Origin of the sequence: Dactylosporangium sp. CS-033363, from assembly GCF_050942475.1 — a bacterium.
In the GTDB taxonomy this organism is placed as follows: domain Bacteria; phylum Actinomycetota; class Actinomycetes; order Mycobacteriales; family Micromonosporaceae; genus Dactylosporangium.
In genome coordinates, this window is the sequence record NZ_CP192032.1 from 5,701,161 (window position 1) to 5,717,470 (window position 16,310).

At 73.1% G+C, this 16,310-nt stretch carries 13 protein-coding genes; 8 read left to right on the forward strand and 5 right to left on the reverse strand.

Annotated features, from left to right (window positions below):
* The first annotated feature begins 7 nt into the window (after positions 1–7).
* The 3 genes from ACQPZ4_RS26365 to ACQPZ4_RS26375 all read left to right on the forward strand — a co-directional run bounded on the left by ACQPZ4_RS26365 (position 8) and on the right by ACQPZ4_RS26375 (position 2,871).
* Positions 8–730, forward strand: coding sequence for an SDR family NAD(P)-dependent oxidoreductase (locus tag ACQPZ4_RS26365; RefSeq protein ID WP_433040503.1), 723 nt, complete (start codon positions 8–10; stop codon positions 728–730).
* A 384-nt stretch (positions 731–1,114) separates the two neighbouring features.
* Positions 1,115–1,636 carry a SigE family RNA polymerase sigma factor gene (locus ACQPZ4_RS26370; RefSeq protein WP_433040506.1) on the forward strand — a complete coding sequence of 174 codons (522 nt, stop codon included), beginning with the start codon at positions 1,115–1,117 and terminating at the stop codon, positions 1,634–1,636.
* Positions 1,633–2,871, forward strand: coding sequence for a hypothetical protein (locus ACQPZ4_RS26375; protein WP_433040509.1), 1,239 nt, complete (start codon positions 1,633–1,635; stop codon positions 2,869–2,871). Before ACQPZ4_RS26370 ends, ACQPZ4_RS26375 begins: the two co-directional genes overlap by 4 nt.
* A gap of 6 nt (positions 2,872–2,877) precedes the next feature.
* Here the strand turns inward: ACQPZ4_RS26375 and ACQPZ4_RS26380 are convergent, their stop codons facing one another.
* On the reverse strand, positions 2,878–3,003 hold the full coding sequence (locus tag ACQPZ4_RS26380; RefSeq protein WP_433040512.1) for a hypothetical protein: 126 nt from the start codon (positions 3,001–3,003) through the stop codon (positions 2,878–2,880).
* An 84-nt stretch (positions 3,004–3,087) separates the two neighbouring features.
* The gene (locus tag ACQPZ4_RS26385) at positions 3,088–3,924 is read right to left on the reverse strand and encodes an alpha/beta hydrolase (protein ID WP_433040515.1); all 837 of its coding nucleotides are present in this window, start codon (positions 3,922–3,924) and stop codon (positions 3,088–3,090) included.
* A 44-nt stretch (positions 3,925–3,968) separates the two neighbouring features.
* On the opposite strand from ACQPZ4_RS26385, the gene ACQPZ4_RS26390 reads away from it, so the two are divergent.
* Together ACQPZ4_RS26390 and ACQPZ4_RS26395 are read left to right on the forward strand one after the other, a co-directional pair.
* On the forward strand, positions 3,969–5,063 hold the full coding sequence (locus ACQPZ4_RS26390; protein WP_433040518.1) for an AAA family ATPase: 1,095 nt from the start codon (positions 3,969–3,971) through the stop codon (positions 5,061–5,063).
* Positions 5,060–6,574, forward strand: a complete 1,515-nt coding sequence (locus ACQPZ4_RS26395) for a cytochrome P450 (protein WP_433040521.1) — start codon at positions 5,060–5,062, stop codon at positions 6,572–6,574. The genes ACQPZ4_RS26390 and ACQPZ4_RS26395 overlap by 4 nt, the downstream gene beginning before the upstream one ends.
* 257 nt (positions 6,575–6,831) lie before the next feature.
* On the opposite strand, the gene ACQPZ4_RS26400 is transcribed toward ACQPZ4_RS26395, so the two are convergent.
* Positions 6,832–7,635 carry an SGNH/GDSL hydrolase family protein gene (locus tag ACQPZ4_RS26400; protein ID WP_433040524.1) on the reverse strand — a complete coding sequence of 268 codons (804 nt, stop codon included), beginning with the start codon at positions 7,633–7,635 and terminating at the stop codon, positions 6,832–6,834.
* A gap of 185 nt (positions 7,636–7,820) precedes the next feature.
* On the opposite strand from ACQPZ4_RS26400, the gene ACQPZ4_RS26405 reads away from it, so the two are divergent.
* From ACQPZ4_RS26405 to ACQPZ4_RS26415, 3 genes are all read left to right on the forward strand, one after another.
* On the forward strand, positions 7,821–8,390 hold the full coding sequence (locus ACQPZ4_RS26405; protein WP_433040527.1) for a carboxymuconolactone decarboxylase family protein: 570 nt from the start codon (positions 7,821–7,823) through the stop codon (positions 8,388–8,390).
* Positions 8,391–8,660: 270 nt separating this feature from the next.
* On the forward strand, positions 8,661–9,107 hold the full coding sequence (locus tag ACQPZ4_RS26410) for a GNAT family N-acetyltransferase (RefSeq protein ID WP_433040530.1): 447 nt from the start codon (positions 8,661–8,663) through the stop codon (positions 9,105–9,107).
* 134 nt (positions 9,108–9,241) lie between these two features.
* A complete protein-coding gene (locus ACQPZ4_RS26415; RefSeq protein WP_433040533.1) occupies positions 9,242–10,144 on the forward strand; it encodes a hypothetical protein in 903 nt (300 codons plus the stop codon).
* Here the strand turns inward: ACQPZ4_RS26415 and ACQPZ4_RS26420 are convergent.
* Both ACQPZ4_RS26420 and ACQPZ4_RS26425 read right to left on the reverse strand, forming a co-directional pair.
* Positions 10,125–11,111: an LLM class flavin-dependent oxidoreductase gene (locus ACQPZ4_RS26420; RefSeq protein WP_433040535.1), complete on the reverse strand. Its 987-nt coding sequence runs from the start codon at positions 11,109–11,111 to the stop codon at positions 10,125–10,127. The two genes, ACQPZ4_RS26415 and ACQPZ4_RS26420, sit on opposite strands and share 20 nt — an antisense overlap.
* Positions 11,104–16,299, reverse strand: a complete 5,196-nt coding sequence (locus ACQPZ4_RS26425; RefSeq protein WP_433040538.1) for a non-ribosomal peptide synthetase/MFS transporter — start codon at positions 16,297–16,299, stop codon at positions 11,104–11,106. Before ACQPZ4_RS26425 ends, ACQPZ4_RS26420 begins: the two co-directional genes overlap by 8 nt.
* Between the last annotated feature and the right edge of the window lie 11 nt (positions 16,300–16,310).

Here is a 16,310-nt window from a genome sequence, read left to right on the forward strand (position 1 = left end):
TCGGCCCATGCGCGACATTGTGATCACGGGCGGCGCGACGGGCATCGGCTTCGCGGTGGCCGCGGCGTTCGTCCAGGCCGGCGACCGCGTGACCATCACGGGCCGCCGCCCGGACGTCCTCGCGGAGGCGGCCGACCGGCTGGGCGCCCGCGCGGTGGCGTTCGACGCGAGCGACCCGGCCGCGGTACAGGCCGCCCTGCCGCACCTCCCGTCAGAAATCCATGTCCTGGTGAATAACGCCGGCGGCAACACCGACTTCACGGCACCGGAGCCGGCGGAGGACGACCTGGCGGGCCTCGCGGCGCAGTACCAGGCGAACATGACGGCGAATCTGATCGGCCCGGTGCTGATGACCGCGGCCCTCGCCCCGCGCCTGGCCGACGACGGCCGGGTGGTGACCATCGGCTCCATCGCCGCCCGGCGCGGAGCCGGCTCGTACGGCGCGGCCAAGGCCGCGGTCGAGGCGTGGACGGCGAGCGTGGCCTCGAAGCTGGGCCCGCGCGGCATCACCGCGAACGTCGTGTCGCCGGGCCTGACGGTGCAGACCGACTACTTCCGGGGCGGCCTGAGCGACACCCGCCGCGACCGCATGGTCGCCGAGACGTTGACGAAACGCCCCGGCGAACCGGACGACATCGCCGCGACCGTTGTATTTCTGGCCTCGCTGGGCGCCCGCCACATCACGGGCCAGACCATCCACGTCAACGGCGGCGCCTACCTCGGCCGCTGACTACCACCTGGCCCGCAGCGCCGCCGCGACCTGCACGACATCCAGCTCGACCGCGACCTCGTCGCCATCCCAGCGCGAGGCCGATGAAGGCCGGCCCGGCTGCGGTGTCGCGCACCTCGTACTACCCGCAGGTCTCCTCGCCGACCCCGCCCACCTCGTCGCGATCCCACGCGGCGACGGCCGCCTCGGCCGGCGCCCGCGGCACCCGCACCGGCAGTCGCCCAGCCTGCGGTGCGAGCTGCGCGCCGTCAGCACGGTCCGGTCCCGCTGATATCGCTCGCGATCCACCGCGACCGAAATCGATCCCTCAATATTCATCTAAACCTGCCTGACCGCGGCGCGCGTCTACTGGGCGGACATGGCCACGGGAGGGAGACGGCGCGGGTGCGGGTCGACGAAGAGCGGGAGTACGTCGAGTACGTCCGGGCCCAGCTGCCCCGGCTGCACCGGGTCGCGGTGCTGGTGCTCGGGGACCGGGACCGCGCCGAGGATGCGGTGCAGAATGCGCTGACCACGCTGTACAAGCGATGGTCGAAACGGGGTGAGATCAGCAACCTCGACGCGTATGTGCACTCGATGGTGGTCCGGGCGTGCCTGTCCGACCAGCGGCGCCCGTGGACGAGGGTGTTCCTGCGCGGCTCGCCGCCCGACACCGAGGTGGACGCGGGCACGAGCCAGGTCGACGACCGGCTCGCGGTGCGGCAGGCATTGAAGCGCCTCCCCGAGCGCCAGCGGCTCGTCGTCGCGCTGCGGTTCCTGTGCGACATGTCGGTCGCGGACGTCGCGCTGGTGCTCGGGCGGTCCGAGGGGACGATCAAGGCGCAGACGTCGGTGGCGCTGCGCACGCTGCGGGAACTGTTCGAGGCGTCCGCGGGCGCCGAGCTGCCGGCGAGGAGGTCAGCGTGAGCCCCGAGGAATTGCTGCAACGGTACGCCGAGCAGGACATCGCCCCCACCCGCCGGTCCGCCGACGACGTCCTCGACGCGGCCAAGACGCAGATCCGGCGCGGACGGACCCGGGTCGCCGTGCTGACGGGCATCGCCGTCGTGCTCGTGGTGGCCGGGGCGGCGTTCGCGCTGCCGTCGCGCAAGCCGGACAAGGGGCTGCCCGCGGTACCGGCGACGCCCTCGCCGAGCTGGACCGAGCGCGAATATCCACCGGCGTTCAGCAAACCCGGCGCCGCGTTGCATTGCACGGCCAAAGCGCTGCCCGATCCGGCCGGAGCCGACCCCGTCCACCGGGCGGTGCAGGCGATGGACCCCACCGGGCGTTGGATTGTCGGCAGCTCCTCGCTCGGGCTGTTGGTCTGGGAGAACGGCCGGGTCAGCATCCCGTCCGGCGGCAAGTACTTCGCGCCCAACGCCGTCGACGCCAGCGGCACCGTCGCCGGGTACGAGGTGCTGAACAAGGGCGGTACGGCGGCCGCGATCTTCCGGAGCAACCGGATCACCCGGCTGCCGACGCCGGAGGAGGTCGGGGCGAGCCAGGCGATGCGCATCGACGCCCATGGCAACGTCCTCGGCTTCGGCGTCATCGGCGGCGACGGGCGGCGCGTGATCCTGTACTGGCCCGCGTCCGGCGGCGTCGTCAAGCTGCAGTCGCCGCCCGAACTCACGGACGAGTCCACCGGGCCGACCGGGCCGAGCGCGATGAACGACGACGGCGTCCTGATCGGCCACGTGTTCCAGGACAAGCGGCGGATGGCGTACCGCTGGAACGCCGACGGCACCGGCACCGTGCTCGACAGCCCGGCGTACGAGGGCATGCAGATGGGCGGCGACTGGGTGGTCGGCGACGGGCTGGTCGGGGCCGACCGGGAGTTCTTTTCCAACAACAAGGGGAATCCTTCGCCGTACTTCCCGCACGTGCGCTGGAATTTGCGGTCCGGCACCGCCGACGCGCTGGGCCGCTTCCAGACGATCGCGGTCAGCGCGAGCGGCCGCCTGGTCGGCATGGGGTACTCCGACTACTTCGGCCCGGCGGTGTGGAGCGACGGCACGGTGACCAAGTTGCCGCTGCTCAAGTCGTGGAAGAAGCCCGAGGTCCGGTACACCGCGATCTCCGCCGACGGCCGCACGATCGTGGCCAGCTCGCGCGAGGACGGCCACGGGGAGTACGACATCGTGCAGTGGACCTGCTGATGGATTTCACCACCCGGCCGCGTCGAGGAGCTCGTCGAGGACCGCCCCGGCGACCTCGGCATCGCGATGCGGACCCTCACCACCCCGCCGCGTCGAGAAGGTCGTCGAGAACGGCGCCGGCGACCTCGGCATCGCGATGCGGACCCTCACCACCCCGCCGCGTCGAGAAGGTCGCCGAGAACGGCGCCGGCGACCTCGGCATCGCGACGCGGACCCTCACCACCCCGCCGCGTCGAGAAGGTCGTCGAGGACGGCGCCGAAGTCGGCGAGGTGCCCGAGCCGGCCCGCCTGCGCGTCGAGGCGGGCCCGGGCGCCGGGGATGCGCGCGGCGAGCCAGGCCCCGTGCTCGAGCGCGAACCCCTGCCAGATCGCGACCGGCGCGCCGATCGCGGCCACGTCGAAGCCCCACGGCCGGACCAGCGCCAGATAGTCGTCGCGCCAGCCCGCCGCCCCGCGGGACAGCCCGAGGCGCACCAGTGCCCCGACCAACTCGCCCAGCCGGTACTCCGAGGCGTACATGCGCGCCCAGGCGGCGGCGAACACCGCGTCGTTGACCAGCCGGTACTGGTCCACGATGGGCTCCAGCTCGGCGATCAGCGCCCCCGGCCCGGACATCGCCGCCCGCAGCGTCTGCAGCTCGTCGGCGCCGATCCCGGTGCACCAGTCGAGCCCGTCGGCGTCGTACGGGGCCACCCCGTTCAGCGACGCCGCCGCCACGCACCGGCCGGGCAGCAGCGCCGCGCCGGCCAGGGCGTGCGGGCCGCCCTCCGACCAGCCGACGGTGACGAACTCGGCGTGCCCAAGGTAATCCAACACGGCGCCGATATCGGCCGCGGTGCTCGCCACCGAGCGGCCCGGCCGCGGGGTCGAACTCGAGTACCCGGGGCGCCCGCAGATCACCGTGCGCAGCCCGCGCGCGGCCGCCGGTTCGGTCAGTAACGGCAGGTCACCGGGGCCGAGCACGGTGGGCAGATGCAGCACCAGCGGGCGGCCCTGCGGGGGTCCGACGGTCACGACCTCCAGGCGGCCCCCGTCGCCGATGTCGATCAGCACCGCGCCACGGTACGGCACGGGGTTTCGTGCTTATCCTTCGGAGTGTGACCATCGCCGCGAGCCCCCCGCCGATCGCGTGGTACGGCGGGAGCTTCGTCTACTACGAGGACGAGCCCGAGCCCGTCCCCACCGACGCGGACCTCGACGCCGCCGCCGCCAAGGCCCGGGAGCGCCGCCTCGCCACGCCCGAACAGTTCGGACCCGAACCGGATCCGCAGCTGCGCACCGGGGTCGTGCTCGGCCGGTTCCTGCCCGTGCACGAGGGCCATCGGTACCTTGTTGAATTCGCCCAGGCGCACGCCGAGCGCGTACACATCTTCGTCCGCATTGCCGAGGACGACCCGATCCCGTGGGAGGTGCGCCGGCACTGGATGGCCGAACTGTTCCCCGGCGTCCCGGTCACCGCCATCGACGGCGGGCAGGACGAGTGGGTGCCGCGGATTCTCGCCGAGGTGAACCCGGACTACCTGTTCAGCGCCGAGCCCTGGGGCCCCGGGTTCGCCGCGAAGCTCGGCGCCCGGTTCGTCGGCGTCGACCGCCTCGCCGTCCCCGTGTCCGGCACCGCGGTGCGCAACGGGCCGTGGGATTACGAGCGCTACCTGCCACCGCCGGTGCGGGCCTGGTACGCGCGCCGGATCTGTCTCATCGGGGCGGAATCCACCGGCAAGACGACCCTGGCCCGCGACCTCGCCCGCAAGTTCGGCACCGTCTGGGTGCCCGAGCGGCTGCGCACCCTGAGCCCCGGCTTCGGCCCTGCCGACCTCGCCCTCGCGGCCCACGGCCAGCGCGCCGCCGAGGAGGCACTCGCCCGCCGCGCCAGTGTGGCGCTGTTCTGCGACACCGACCTGCTCGCCGTGCGCCTGTGGAGCGAGCGGCTGTTCGGCAGCGCCCCGGACTGGCTCGTCGAGGCTTCAAACCAACAAACGCCGCATTTGTACCTCCTGTGCGCACCCGATGTCGCATACGTCGGCGACGAGCAGCGCAACACCCCGGCCGAGCGGCGCGCGTTCCACGAGGCCTGCGAGCGGGAACTGAACCGGCTCGGCCGCGAGTACGTCCTGCTCGACGGCGACTTCGACCGCCGCTTCGACCGCGCCGTGGAGGCGGTGCGCGACCTGCTGGTACCGCGGCGCCGATGACGGACCCGCCCGCCGAGGACCTTCCGGCGACGACGGCGCCTGCCGCTGGGGACCTGGCCCCGACGACGGCGCCAGTCGCCCGGGTTCCCACAGCGCCGCCGGTCACGCCGCCCGCCACGCCGCCCGTCGCGGTGCCGGTCACGCCGCCCGCCACGCCGCCCGCCACGCCGCCCGCCACGCCGCCCGCCACGCCGCCCGTCGCGGTGCCGGTCACGCCGCCCGCCACGCCGCCCGCCACGCCGCCCGCCACGCCGCCCGTCGCGTCGCCCGTCGCGGTGCCGGTCACGCCGCCCGTCGCGGTGCCGGTCACGCCGCCCGTCGCGGTGCCGGTCACGCCGCCCGTCGCGGTGCCGGTCACGCCGCCCGTCGCGGTGCCGGTCACGCCGCCCGCCACTCCGCCGGTCACGCCGCCCGCCACTCCGCCGGTCGCATGGAATCCAACGCTGCGCCGATTCGTGGTCTCCGGCCACGCCGAGGTCGTCGCGGTGTTGCAGGACCCGGCGACGTACTCCTCGGCCGTGGCGCCCCCGGTCCCGCCGGCCGACCAGCCGCTGCTGGCCGACTTCGCCGCGTGGTCGGCCCGCTGGCTGTTCTTCCTCGACCCGCCCGAGCACACGGCCCGGCGCGCACCGGTCGCCCGCGCCCTGAATCCCCGCTCCGTTGGATTCCTGTCCGAGCCGGTACTGGAACTGGCCCGGCGCCTGGCCGCGGACCTGCCGGGCCGCGGGGAGTTCGACCTGCTCGCCGACTTCGCCCACCCCCTCGCCGCCCGGGTCGTGGCCGGGCTCCTGGTCGCGCCGGGCCCGCCGACGGAGGCGTTCCTGGCCCGGGCCCGGGCACTGGAGCACGCCGACGCCTACGCCCGCGACCCGGCCGCCCGCCGCGCCGGGCTGCAGGCGATCGCCGAGGCGACGGCGGAGCTGCGGTCCTCGGCCGACGAGGCTCCCGTACCGGTGGCGCTGCGGGCGGCGTGGGGCGACTCCGACTGGGTCCGCGCGCACAGCCTCATGCTGGTCTTCGCGGGCGTCGAGACCACCCAGAACCTGATCGTCAACACGATGCACGCCCTGCTCAGCCGGGGCCTGTGGAGCCCGTCGCTGCCGGTCGCCGGGGCCGTCGAGGAGGGCGCGCGGCTGGTCCCGCCGGTCCTCGGCGTCCTGCGGCGCACCACCCGCGAGGTCGTCCTCGGCGGGGTGGCGCTGCCGGAGGGCGCCGACCTGGTGGCGATGACCGCCGAGGCGAACCGCGACCCGGTGCGCTTCCGTGAGCCGGACCGCTTCGACGCGACCCGCAGCCCGAACCCGCACCTGTCGTACGGCCTCGGGCGACACTACTGTCCGGGCGCCGAGCTGACCCGCCTCACCGCGCGTGCGGCTTTGACGGCCCTGCTCGACGCCCTTCCTCAGCTGGAACTGGCCGAGGACGACCCGCCGTGGCGCGACCACGACCCGATCATCCGCGCCCCGAAACGCCTGCTCGGGCGGCGGCCGCACGGCACAGCGGACGTGTAGCGGCGCCGCACCGGGCCGCCCGTCTCAACCGACCGGCCTCGCGCAACGGCGGCGACGCAATCTGGCCACGCCGGCCCGCCCCACTCAGCCGACCGCCTCGCGCCACAGCGGCGACGTAGCCCGGCTGCACCGGCCTGCCCTGCTCAACCGACCGGCCTCGCGCAACGGCGGCGACACAGCCCGGCCACGCCGGCCCGCCCTGCTCAGCCGCCGGGCTCGCGGAACGGCGGTGTAGCCGGCCGGGCCTTCCGCACCGCTCAGCCGGCCGCCGAGCGGAACACCGGGAAATAGCCGCCGGACTGGCCCGCGGCCGTCGGGTGGTACGACTTGCTGATCGTCAGGTAATTCAACGCGTGCAGCCACTTCTCGCCGCCGCTGCACAGCTGGTGGCCGACGAACTGGGAGCGGACGTCGGCGAATTTCACGCCGTTGGCGCCGGCCGCGGCCTTGGTGGTGTCGTCGAGCAGGTTGATCCCCTCGTTGATCTTCGACCGGGAGTTGGCAGACAGCCCGACGCAGACCGTGCCGAGCTGGTAGAACACCGGGTAGCCGACCGCGACCACGCGGGCCGAGGGCGCCTTGCCCTTGATCCCCTTGTACACGTTGGCGAGCTTGGCAGGCAGCTCGCTGCGAATCTTGGCCTCGGCGGTGTTGATGGCGGCGATGCAGTCGGACTCGCCCATGAGCACGCAGGTGGTCATGATGCTGGTGAACCCGATGTCGTTGCCGCCGACGGTCACGCTCACGAGCGTCGTGGAGGTGGACAACGCCGACAGCTGCCCGCTGATGACATCGGCGGTGGTGGCACCGGAGCAGGCGACGGACTTGTAGGCGGCGGGCTTGACACTGGCGTTGTACAGGGCGGGGTAGGCGTTGGTGCTGCGCTGGCAGGAACCGCTCTCGGACGTGTAGTTGTCGGCGCCCACGCCGGAGGCGTAGGAGTCCCCGAGCGCCACGTACCGATCGGTGGCGGCCGCGGCGGCGGGACTGGCTGCACCGAACGCGACCGCGAGCGCGGCACCGACGGACAGGACGAGGGTAACGAGACGGGATCTCCGCACGTCGTACTCCTGTGCTGGAAGGAGTGTGTCGCACGGATTGATATCAAGCTATGTGTACCCATGGGAAGATCGTTTTGCGCCGGTCGATCAAAGGCGCAAATGATCATTTTCTGCCGCGCGGGCGGCCCGCCGATTGCGCACGCAGGAAGTGGACGCGCTCGCGGCCCGCCCCCGAGGCTGTGCGCATGCCGCACATCGCGCTCAATTCCAACGAACCAGGGATTCGAGGCCTTTTCCGGTACCGTCCGGAGACCGCCCTGCCCCTCAACGGCCTCGTCGAGGCGCTGCTGTGCGGCCCCGGCACCCTGACCCGGGGCGAACGGGAGCTGATCGCGGCGTTCGTCTCGGGCCGCAACGAGTGCCGGTACTGCTACTCGGCCCACGCCGCGTACGCCGCCGCGCAGCTGCCCGAGGGCATTGCCCTGGTCGAACGGGTCCACCAGGACGTCGACACGGCTCCGGTCACGCCGAAGATGCGCTCCCTGCTCGCCATCGCGGCCGCCGTCCAGCAGAGCGGCAAGTCGGTGACCGAGGACCTGGTCGCCGCCGCTCGCGCCGAGGACGCCACCGACCAGGAAATCCACGACACGGTCCTGATCGCGGCCGCGTTCTGCATGTTCAACCGGTACGTCGACGGCCTGGCCACCGCCCTGCCCGACGACCCCGCCTTCTACACCGACCGCGCGAAGCGGATCACCGCCCACGGCTACCTGGGCGTCCTGCAGCAGGAGGTCATCAGCCCGGCCACCGCATGACGGTCGCGAGACTGCGCCGCGGCGGTGGCCCGGCAGCAGCGGCCCGGCAGCAGCGGCCCGGGATTGGCGGACGCGGGCTGCCGGCTCGCCGCACCCGGGCTGAGGGACGGACCCCGAGCCGGTGCCTGACCGCCCCCGATCGACCCTGCGCACAGCGCAGCTGCCGTTGCGGCCAGACGAGCACGACGGCCGCGCCCGCCCAGTAGATGCGTCCGGCGCCCGGCCAGGTTTAGGTCAAATTTCCGCGCCCGGATGGATACAGTCGCGACCATGGGCATCGGTGTTGAGGTCGAGGTCGTCCGGGACGTGACCGACGAGATCGCGCAGGCGTTCTCCAGTCTGCTCCCGCAGCTGTCGCGATCGGCCGAGCCGCCGGCCGCCGAGGCGCTGCAGGCCCTGGTCACCTGGCCCGGCACCCACCAGCTGATCGCCCGCGCCGACGGCGCCATCGTCGGCGCACTGACCCTGGTGACGTTCCCGATCCCGACGGGCCTGCGGGCCTGGATCGAGGACGTGGTCGTCGACGAGGCCGCCCGCGGCCGGGGCGTCGGGGCCGCACTGACCCAGGAGGCCGTCCGCCTGGCGCGCGCGGCCGGCGCGCGCACCGTCGACCTGACGTCCCGCCCGTCCCGCGAGGCCGCGAACCGCCTGTACGAGCGGCTCGGCTTCCAGGTGCGCGACTCCAAGGTGTACCGGCTGTCCGCCGAGGCGTCCTGAGGCCGTCCGCCGCGGCGCGCGGGCCGCTGACGGTGGGGACCTCATGCGAGCGGCGGACGGTGGCGTCGGACGGGCGGCCGCGAGTGGCGTTTCGTTTCATGGATTCCGGGTTGCGTCTTCGGTACACCTGACGTGTGGTGGAGCAGGAGGACGCGCCCGGCAAGCGGCGCCGATTTCGCTGGCCCTCGTCGGCGGCGTGGACGAGCATCGGCAGCATCGCCACCGTCGCCGGCATCGTCCTCGCCGTGTTCGCCTGGCGGAATCCGCAGTCACCGGTGGTCGAGCCGACGCCGCCGGCCGTCGTGGCGGTGTCCGAGAAGGCGTCCGGGCAGGGGTCCGGGAATCCAACGGGCGATGCGATTCCGTCCGTGCTGCCGTCGGTGAGCTCGAAGACCTCGAAGGACCTGCCGTTCACGGCCACCGTCACGGTCAACGAGCACGCGTGTGAGGGGTCGACCGGCTATCACGTGGTGCCGCCCGAGCGGGTCGCGTCGGTGAAGCCGCGGCAGGGGGCGATGCCCGATCCGGCGCTGGTCGGGAATCCCGATGCCGCGTTCACCGATGTCGTCGTGACGTTGCAGGGCAGGCCCGGCGCGACGTCGGTGTTGTCCGGGATGACGGTGCACGTGGTGCAGCGGGGCACGCCGGCCGGGGTGGCGTACCACGATGGGGACGTCGAGTGCGGGGGGCTGCAGCCGGCCTTCTTCGGGATCGATCTGGACAAGTCGAGCGCGCGTGCCGTCGCGATGGCGGGGCCGCAGGGCGACGATCCGGCGCGGCCGTTTCCGTTCAAGGTCTCCGAGTCCGATCCCGAGGTGTTCCACATCTACGGGATCACCCATCACTGTGACTGCCTGTGGTACGTCGACATCGACTGGTCCAGCGGCGGCCGGACCGGGTTCCTGACGATCGACGACAGCGGGCATCCGTTCCGGACGGTCGGCACCGACGATCTGGACGTCGTCGACCTCACCCAGGATTACCAGCACTGGGCCCCGCCGCAGCGGAAGCAGATCTTCACGCCGAAGCTCGCGTGACGGCCGCATCGGCGGCGTGCAGGGCCAGCCGGGCGTGGTGCAGGTCGTCCTCCGCCGCCGGGATGTCCAGGATCAGCGACTCGACGCCGCAGGTCTGGTAGGCGGCCAGGTAGGCGGCCACCTCGTCGTAGTCGCCGACCAGGTACGGGCAGAAGGTGCGGTAGGTCTTGAACGGGTGCAGCCAGTAGACCCCGGCGTCGGCCACGGCGGAGAGTTGCGCGTGCCAGTGGGAGTCGGTCAGGCGGGTCACGATGCGGTGGCGGCGCTCCCCCATCGGGTCGCCCGGGAAGCGGTCGTGGGCCGCCTGCCACGCCTCGGCGCTCGTCGGGCGGGCGATGAGCCCGAGCCGGATGCCCGCCCCGGCCAGCTCCGACGGGGCGTAGTCGAAGGCCGGCCGCGGGTAGGCGAACCGGAGGATTCCCAGCGCCGCCGCGCACCGCTCGCTCGCGTCGCTCGAGCCGGACAGGACCAGGCGCGGGGACAGGGACGGCGGCGGGCGGTGCGGGAGGGACGCGGCCGAGAGCTGGTAGTACGCCCCCGTAAACGTGACCGGGCGGGGGGAATCCAGCAGCTGTTGGATGACGGTGCCGTATTCCAACAGCCGTTCGTAGCGCTCGTCGTGCTCCACGCCGTCGCCCAGCGCCGCCAGGTGTTGGCGGGAGCCACCGGTCACCAGGTTCAGGTGGACCTCGCGGCCGTGCAGGAAGGACAGGGTCGCGGCCAGGCGGGCGGCCGCGTACGGGGAGACGTACACCGGCTGGACCGCGACCAGCGGGGCGACGCGCTCGGACTCGTCGAGGATCAGCTGTGCCACCAGCCACGGGTCGATGAGGGTGTTGTCCGAGTACACCAGCATGCCCACGCCGCCGGCGGACTCGGTCCAGGCGGTGATGTCCGCGAGGCGGCGGCGGTACGCGGGGCCGTCGAGGCCGACCGAGGCCGGCGCCGTCGTGTACACGTCAAGCATGGCGTTTCCTCAGCTCGGCGAGGCCGATGGCGTCCTCTGGCTCGGTGTCGGGGACGTCGAAGTCGAAGCGGGCCAAGGGGCGGTACCGCATCGCGGCCAGGGCGATGACCGCGATCGCGGCGCCGAAGAGCAGGTACGTCGGGGCCAGGCCGATCGCCGCCGAGACGCCCGGGCCGATCAGCATGAAGCCGATCGGGAGGGTGCCGAAGGCGAAGACGGTGTTGACCGCGAACACCCGGCCGTGGGCCCGCGGCGGGACCTTGACCTGCACGATCGTGGCGTAGATGGCGTTCATGACGGTCAGGGCGACGAACATGCCGAACACGGCCACGGCGATGACCGGGATCGAGTGGAACACGCCGGCCAGGGCGGCGAACGCGGCGAAGGTCAGGGCGGACAGCAGGACCCCGCGCATGCGGCGGTGGGCCGGGCCGCCCCAGAACACCATGATGAGGCCGCCGGTCACGACGCCGGCGCCGCCCGCGACCGCGACCTGGGTCACCGCCCGCAGCCCGCCGACGCTCAAAACCAACGGCTGGACGAGGACCAGCACGGGGCCGAGGAACAGGTTCGACACGGCGAAGAACAGCAGCATGGCGCGGAAGCCGGGGGTGCCCATGGCGTAGCGGAAGCCGCTGCGGATCTCCTGGCCCATGGGTTCCTTGCGGCGGTACGCCATCAGCGCGGGGAATTTCACGAACGCGAGGACGACGACGGCGACGCCGTAGGAGATGACGTCCAGCGCGAGGATGCCGTCCAGGCCGATGGCGGCCATCACGCCGACCGCGGCGACGGGGACGAGGAACTGGGCGATGCCGAATCCGACCTGCACCATGCCGTTCGCGTGGCCCAGGTAGCGCTTGGGCACGAGCTGCGGTACCGCGGAGTTGTAGGCGAGGCGCTGGAAGGTCAGCGACACGGACAGTACACCCAACAGCACATAGATTTGCCAGAACTGCAGGCTGTCGGTGAGCAGCAGGGCCAGGAACGCGCCCTGGGTGAGCAGGGCCGCGCTGTCGGCGGCGAGCATCACCGCGCGGCGGCTGTAGCGGTCGACGAGGGCGCCGGCGACCGGGAGGACGAGCATGCCGGGGACGAGCGCGATGGTGGAGAACAGGGCGAGGCGCAGCAGGGAGTGCGTCTCCAGGTAGATCCACACCGGCACCGCGAACTCGGTCATCGCCGTGCCGAGCATGGACACCAGCTGGCTGGCGGCGACGCCGGTGAAGCGGCGCATGCTCGGTTCGGGGCCGCGGCGCTCCGCTGTGGACCGGGTGGAGGCGCCGAGCCGGCGCCAGGTGTCGGTGCCGTGCTCGGCGACGCCGTCGGTGATGGGGCGGCGGGCGGTGACGATGGCCGCGAGTTCCGCGGCGCGCCACTTGAGGAAGTAGTGGCCGGCCTCGTCGAGCACGTACAGGGCGGTGGACTCGGTGAGGAAGTGCCACTCCCGGTAGCGCTCCTGGTAATACATCGTGGCGTCGTCCCGCTCGCCGACGATCGACACGATGGGGGCGCGCAGTTTGGTGGCGCCGGACTGGTACAGGCCGGTGAAGTACTCCTCGGCCGCCTCGCTGTCGCTGCGCATCCGGCGGACCATCGCGCGGACCTGGGACTGGTCGAAGTCGCTCAAGTCCAGGCCGAGCGAGGTGAGCCAGTTGGAGTAGGACCGGTCGCTGCGCAGCCGATCGAAGCGGCTCAGCAGGCGGGCGACGGGACCGCGGGGGCGGGCGAACGGGAAGATGCCGCCGGCGAACACGGTCTCGACGTCGCGGCCGGCCGCCTCCAGCGCGCTCGCCACGGCCATCGCCAGGGCGCCGCCGATCGCGCAGTGGCCGTAGAGGGCGACCGGGCCCTCCACCCGCTCGAGGATTTCGGCGGCGGTGTCGGCGACGAGGGCGTGGAACTCGGCGCCCTCCTCCCGCAGCCCGACGTCGTTGCCGGGGATGGCCAGCGCGAGCAGGGCGTGCCGCGGCGGGAGCGCATCGGCGAGGGGTTGAAAGACGATTGCCGAGCCGCCGCCGTACGGCATGCAGACCAGCGTCAGCTCCGCCTGTCCCCCGGCGATCGGCCTGGTCAGCTCGTGCAGGAGCCGTTTGGGACCGCGGGCCTCCGCCGGGGTGTCGACGAGCGCGGCGAGTCCGCGCACCGTTGGATTCTTGAACAGCTCCATGACGCTGACCGGCACCGGCAGCACGGTGCGCAGCTTGGCCACGACCTGGGTGGCGAGCAGCGAGTGCCCGCCGAGGTCGAAGAAGTCGTCGTCGGCGCCGACCCGCGGCAGGGCGAGGACGTCGGCCCACACCGCGGCGATCGCGGTCTCGGTCGGGGTGGACGGCTCGGCGAACGAGGTGGCGGCGACGACCGGGGCGGGCAGGGCGCGGCGGTCGAGCTTGCCGTTGGCGGTCACCGGCAGCTCGGGCAGTTCCACATACGCGGCGGGGACCATCGCGTCGGGCAGGACCAGCTTGAGCGCGGCGCGCAGGTCGCCGTGGTCGGCGCCGACGACGTAGGCGACGAGCCGCTGGTCGCCGGGCCGGTCCTCGCGCACGATGACGGCCGCGTCGCGGACGCCGGGCTGGGCGCGCAGCACGGCCGCGATCTCCCCCGGCTCGATCCGCATGCCGCGCAGCTTCACCTGGTCGTCGAGGCGGCCGAGGTATTCCAACGTGCCGTCGGGGTCGCGCAGGACGAGGTCACCGGTGGCGTACCGGCCGCCGAGGAACCGCTCGGCGGTCAGCTCGGGGCGGTTGAGGTAGCCGGGGGCGACGCCGACGCCGGCGATGTGCAGCTCGCCGGGCACGCCGACGGGCACCGGTTCGCCGGCGGCGTCCAGGACGAGCAGGCGGATGTTCTGGATCGGCCGGCCGATCGGCACCCGGGAGCGGCCGTCCAGATTGGACGGGGTGCACTCCCAGGAGCTGACGTCGATCGCGGCCTCGGTCGGCCCGTACAGGTTGTGGACGGGGCAGCCGAGCCGGTCCAGCGCGGTGCGGGCCAGGTCTACGGGCAGCGCCTCGCCGCTGCAGACGACCCGGCGCAGGCTCGTGCACGCCTCGATGCCGTCCTCGGCGAGGAACATGGCGAGCATCGACGGTACGAAGTGGACGGTCGTGACGCCCTCGCCCGCGATGAGGTCGCGCAGGTAGGCGGCGTCGCGGTGGCCGCCGGGCCGGGCCAGGACGAGGCGGGCGCCGGTGATGAGCGGCCAGAAGAACTCCCACACCGACACGTCGAAGCCGATCGGGGTCTTCTGCAGGACGGCATCGTCGGCGCCGAGGCCGAAGGTGCGCTGCATCCAGTCGATGCGGTTGTGGATGGCGCGGTGCGTGTTGGGCACGCCCTTGGGCCGGCCGGTGGAGCCGGAGGTGTAGATGACGTAGGCGATGTCGTCGCGGTCCAGGGCCGCGCCGTCGGCCGCCTCGACCCCGGTCTCGGAGACCACGGCGACGGGGGCCGCATCGGTGATCATGAACGCGGTGCGGTCCGGCGGGTTGTCCGGGTCGAGGGGCAGGTAGGCGGCGCCGGTCCGCAGCACGGCGAGCAGCGCGACGACGAGGTCCGGGCCGCGTTCCAGGTGCACGGCGACGATGCGGCCGGGTCCGGCCCTGTGCGTGCGCAGGTCGGCCGCGAGCGTGTCGGCCTGGGCCAGCAGCTCACGGTACGAGATGGACCGCCCTTCGAACACGACGGCGGGTGCCGACGGTGTGCGCTCCGCCTGCTCGGCGATGAGCTCGTGCAGCAGGCGCACCGGGCCGATGTCCACGGTGGACTCGTTCACGGTGTCGAGGACGAACGCGCGCTCGTCGGGCCCGAGCATCGGGATGCGGCTCACGGGCTGCTCCGGCTCGGCGGCGACGGCCCGCAGCAGCTGCCCGAAGTGCTCGCCCATTCGCGCGATCGTGGCCGGGTCGAACAGGTCGCGGTTGTACGTGAAGAAGCCCCCGAGGCCGCCCGCGTCCGGGTCGTACATGTAGAGCTCGAGGTCGAAGCGGGTCTGGCGGACCGGGACCGGGTAATCCAACACCGCGAAGCCGGCCTCGGGCGGGGTCCCGCCGCCGTAGTTGAGCACCGTGAACGTGACCTGGAAGACCGGCGAGCGGGACACGTCGCGGGGCATCCGCAGCCGGGTGACGAGCCGGTCGAACGGCGTCTCCGGGTGGTCGAACGCGTCGAGGACCCGCTCGCGGACCCGGCCGAGCAACTCGGCGAAGGTCGGGTCGCCGCCCAGGTCGGCGCGCAGGGCGAGGACGTTCGCGAACAGCCCGACGACGCCCTCGAGCTCGGGCATGCTGCGCCCGGCGACGGTGGAGCCGACGGCGAAGTCGTCCTGCCGCGAGTACCGCATGAGCAGCGTCTCGTACGCCGCCAGCAGCACCATGTACGGGGTGACGCCGAAGCGGCGGCCGAGGGCGGCGACGTCCCGCGCGAGGTCCGCGCCGAAATCCAACGGGTGGGCGGAGCCGTTGAACGTCTGCTCGGGCGGCCGGGGCCGGTCGGTGGGCAGCTCCAGCGGCGGCACCCCGGCGAGCCGGTCGGCCCAGTACGCGAGGTCGCGTTCGAGCCGTTCGCCCGTGTAGCGGGCCCGCTGCCAGGCGGCGTAGTCGCCGTAGCGGACCGGCAGCGGGTCGAGGGCCTGCCCGGCGTAGGCGTGCAGCAGGTCCCGGTTGAACACGTCGATGGACCAGCCGTCGGAGCCGATGTGGTGCATGATCACGCTGAACACGTACTCGCCGTCGGCGACCCGGACGAGCTGGGCGCGCACGAGCGGGCCGGTGGTCAGGTCGAACGGGCGGGCCCCGAACTCGGCCACGATCGCGTCGACAACGTCCACATCGGACTCGGCGCGGATTTCCAACGGGACGCTGACGTGCTCGTCGACGGCCGCGGCCGGGCGCCCGTCGGGGTCGGTGACGAACCGGGTGCGCAGCGCCTCGTGCCGGGCGGCGACCGCGTCGAGGGCCGCCTGGAGCCGGTCGGGGTCCACGGGACCGCGGAGCCGCACCACGATCGGCACGATGTACGCGGCGGTGTCGGGCACCAGCTGGTCCATGAACCACAGCCGCTCCTGCGCGAAGGACAGCGGCGGATGCCCGTCGTCCTCGCGGCGCGGGATGCCGGCCGGGCGGCGCGTGGTGAGCCGGCGGCGCAGCAGCTCGGCCCGGGCGGTGCGGTCGATGTCGGTCGTCAACTGTGGTCCCC

Excerpts from the sequence above, each read along its gene's own strand:
- ACQPZ4_RS26420 (WP_433040535.1), bottom strand. The coding sequence starts at position 11,111 with ATGCTTGACGTGTACACGACGGCGCCGGCCTCGGTCGGCCTCGACGGC.
- ACQPZ4_RS26380 (WP_433040512.1), bottom strand. The coding sequence starts at position 3,003 with ATGCCGAGGTCGCCGGCGCCGTTCTCGACGACCTTCTCGACGCGGCGG.
- ACQPZ4_RS26410 (WP_433040530.1), top strand. The coding sequence starts at position 8,661 with ATGGGCATCGGTGTTGAGGTCGAGGTCGTCCGGGACGTGACCGACGAG.
- ACQPZ4_RS26405 (WP_433040527.1), top strand. The coding sequence starts at position 7,821 with ATGCCGCACATCGCGCTCAATTCCAACGAACCAGGGATTCGAGGCCTT.
- ACQPZ4_RS26395 (WP_433040521.1), top strand. The coding sequence starts at position 5,060 with ATGACGGACCCGCCCGCCGAGGACCTTCCGGCGACGACGGCGCCTGCC.
- ACQPZ4_RS26365 (WP_433040503.1), top strand. The coding sequence starts at position 8 with ATGCGCGACATTGTGATCACGGGCGGCGCGACGGGCATCGGCTTCGCG.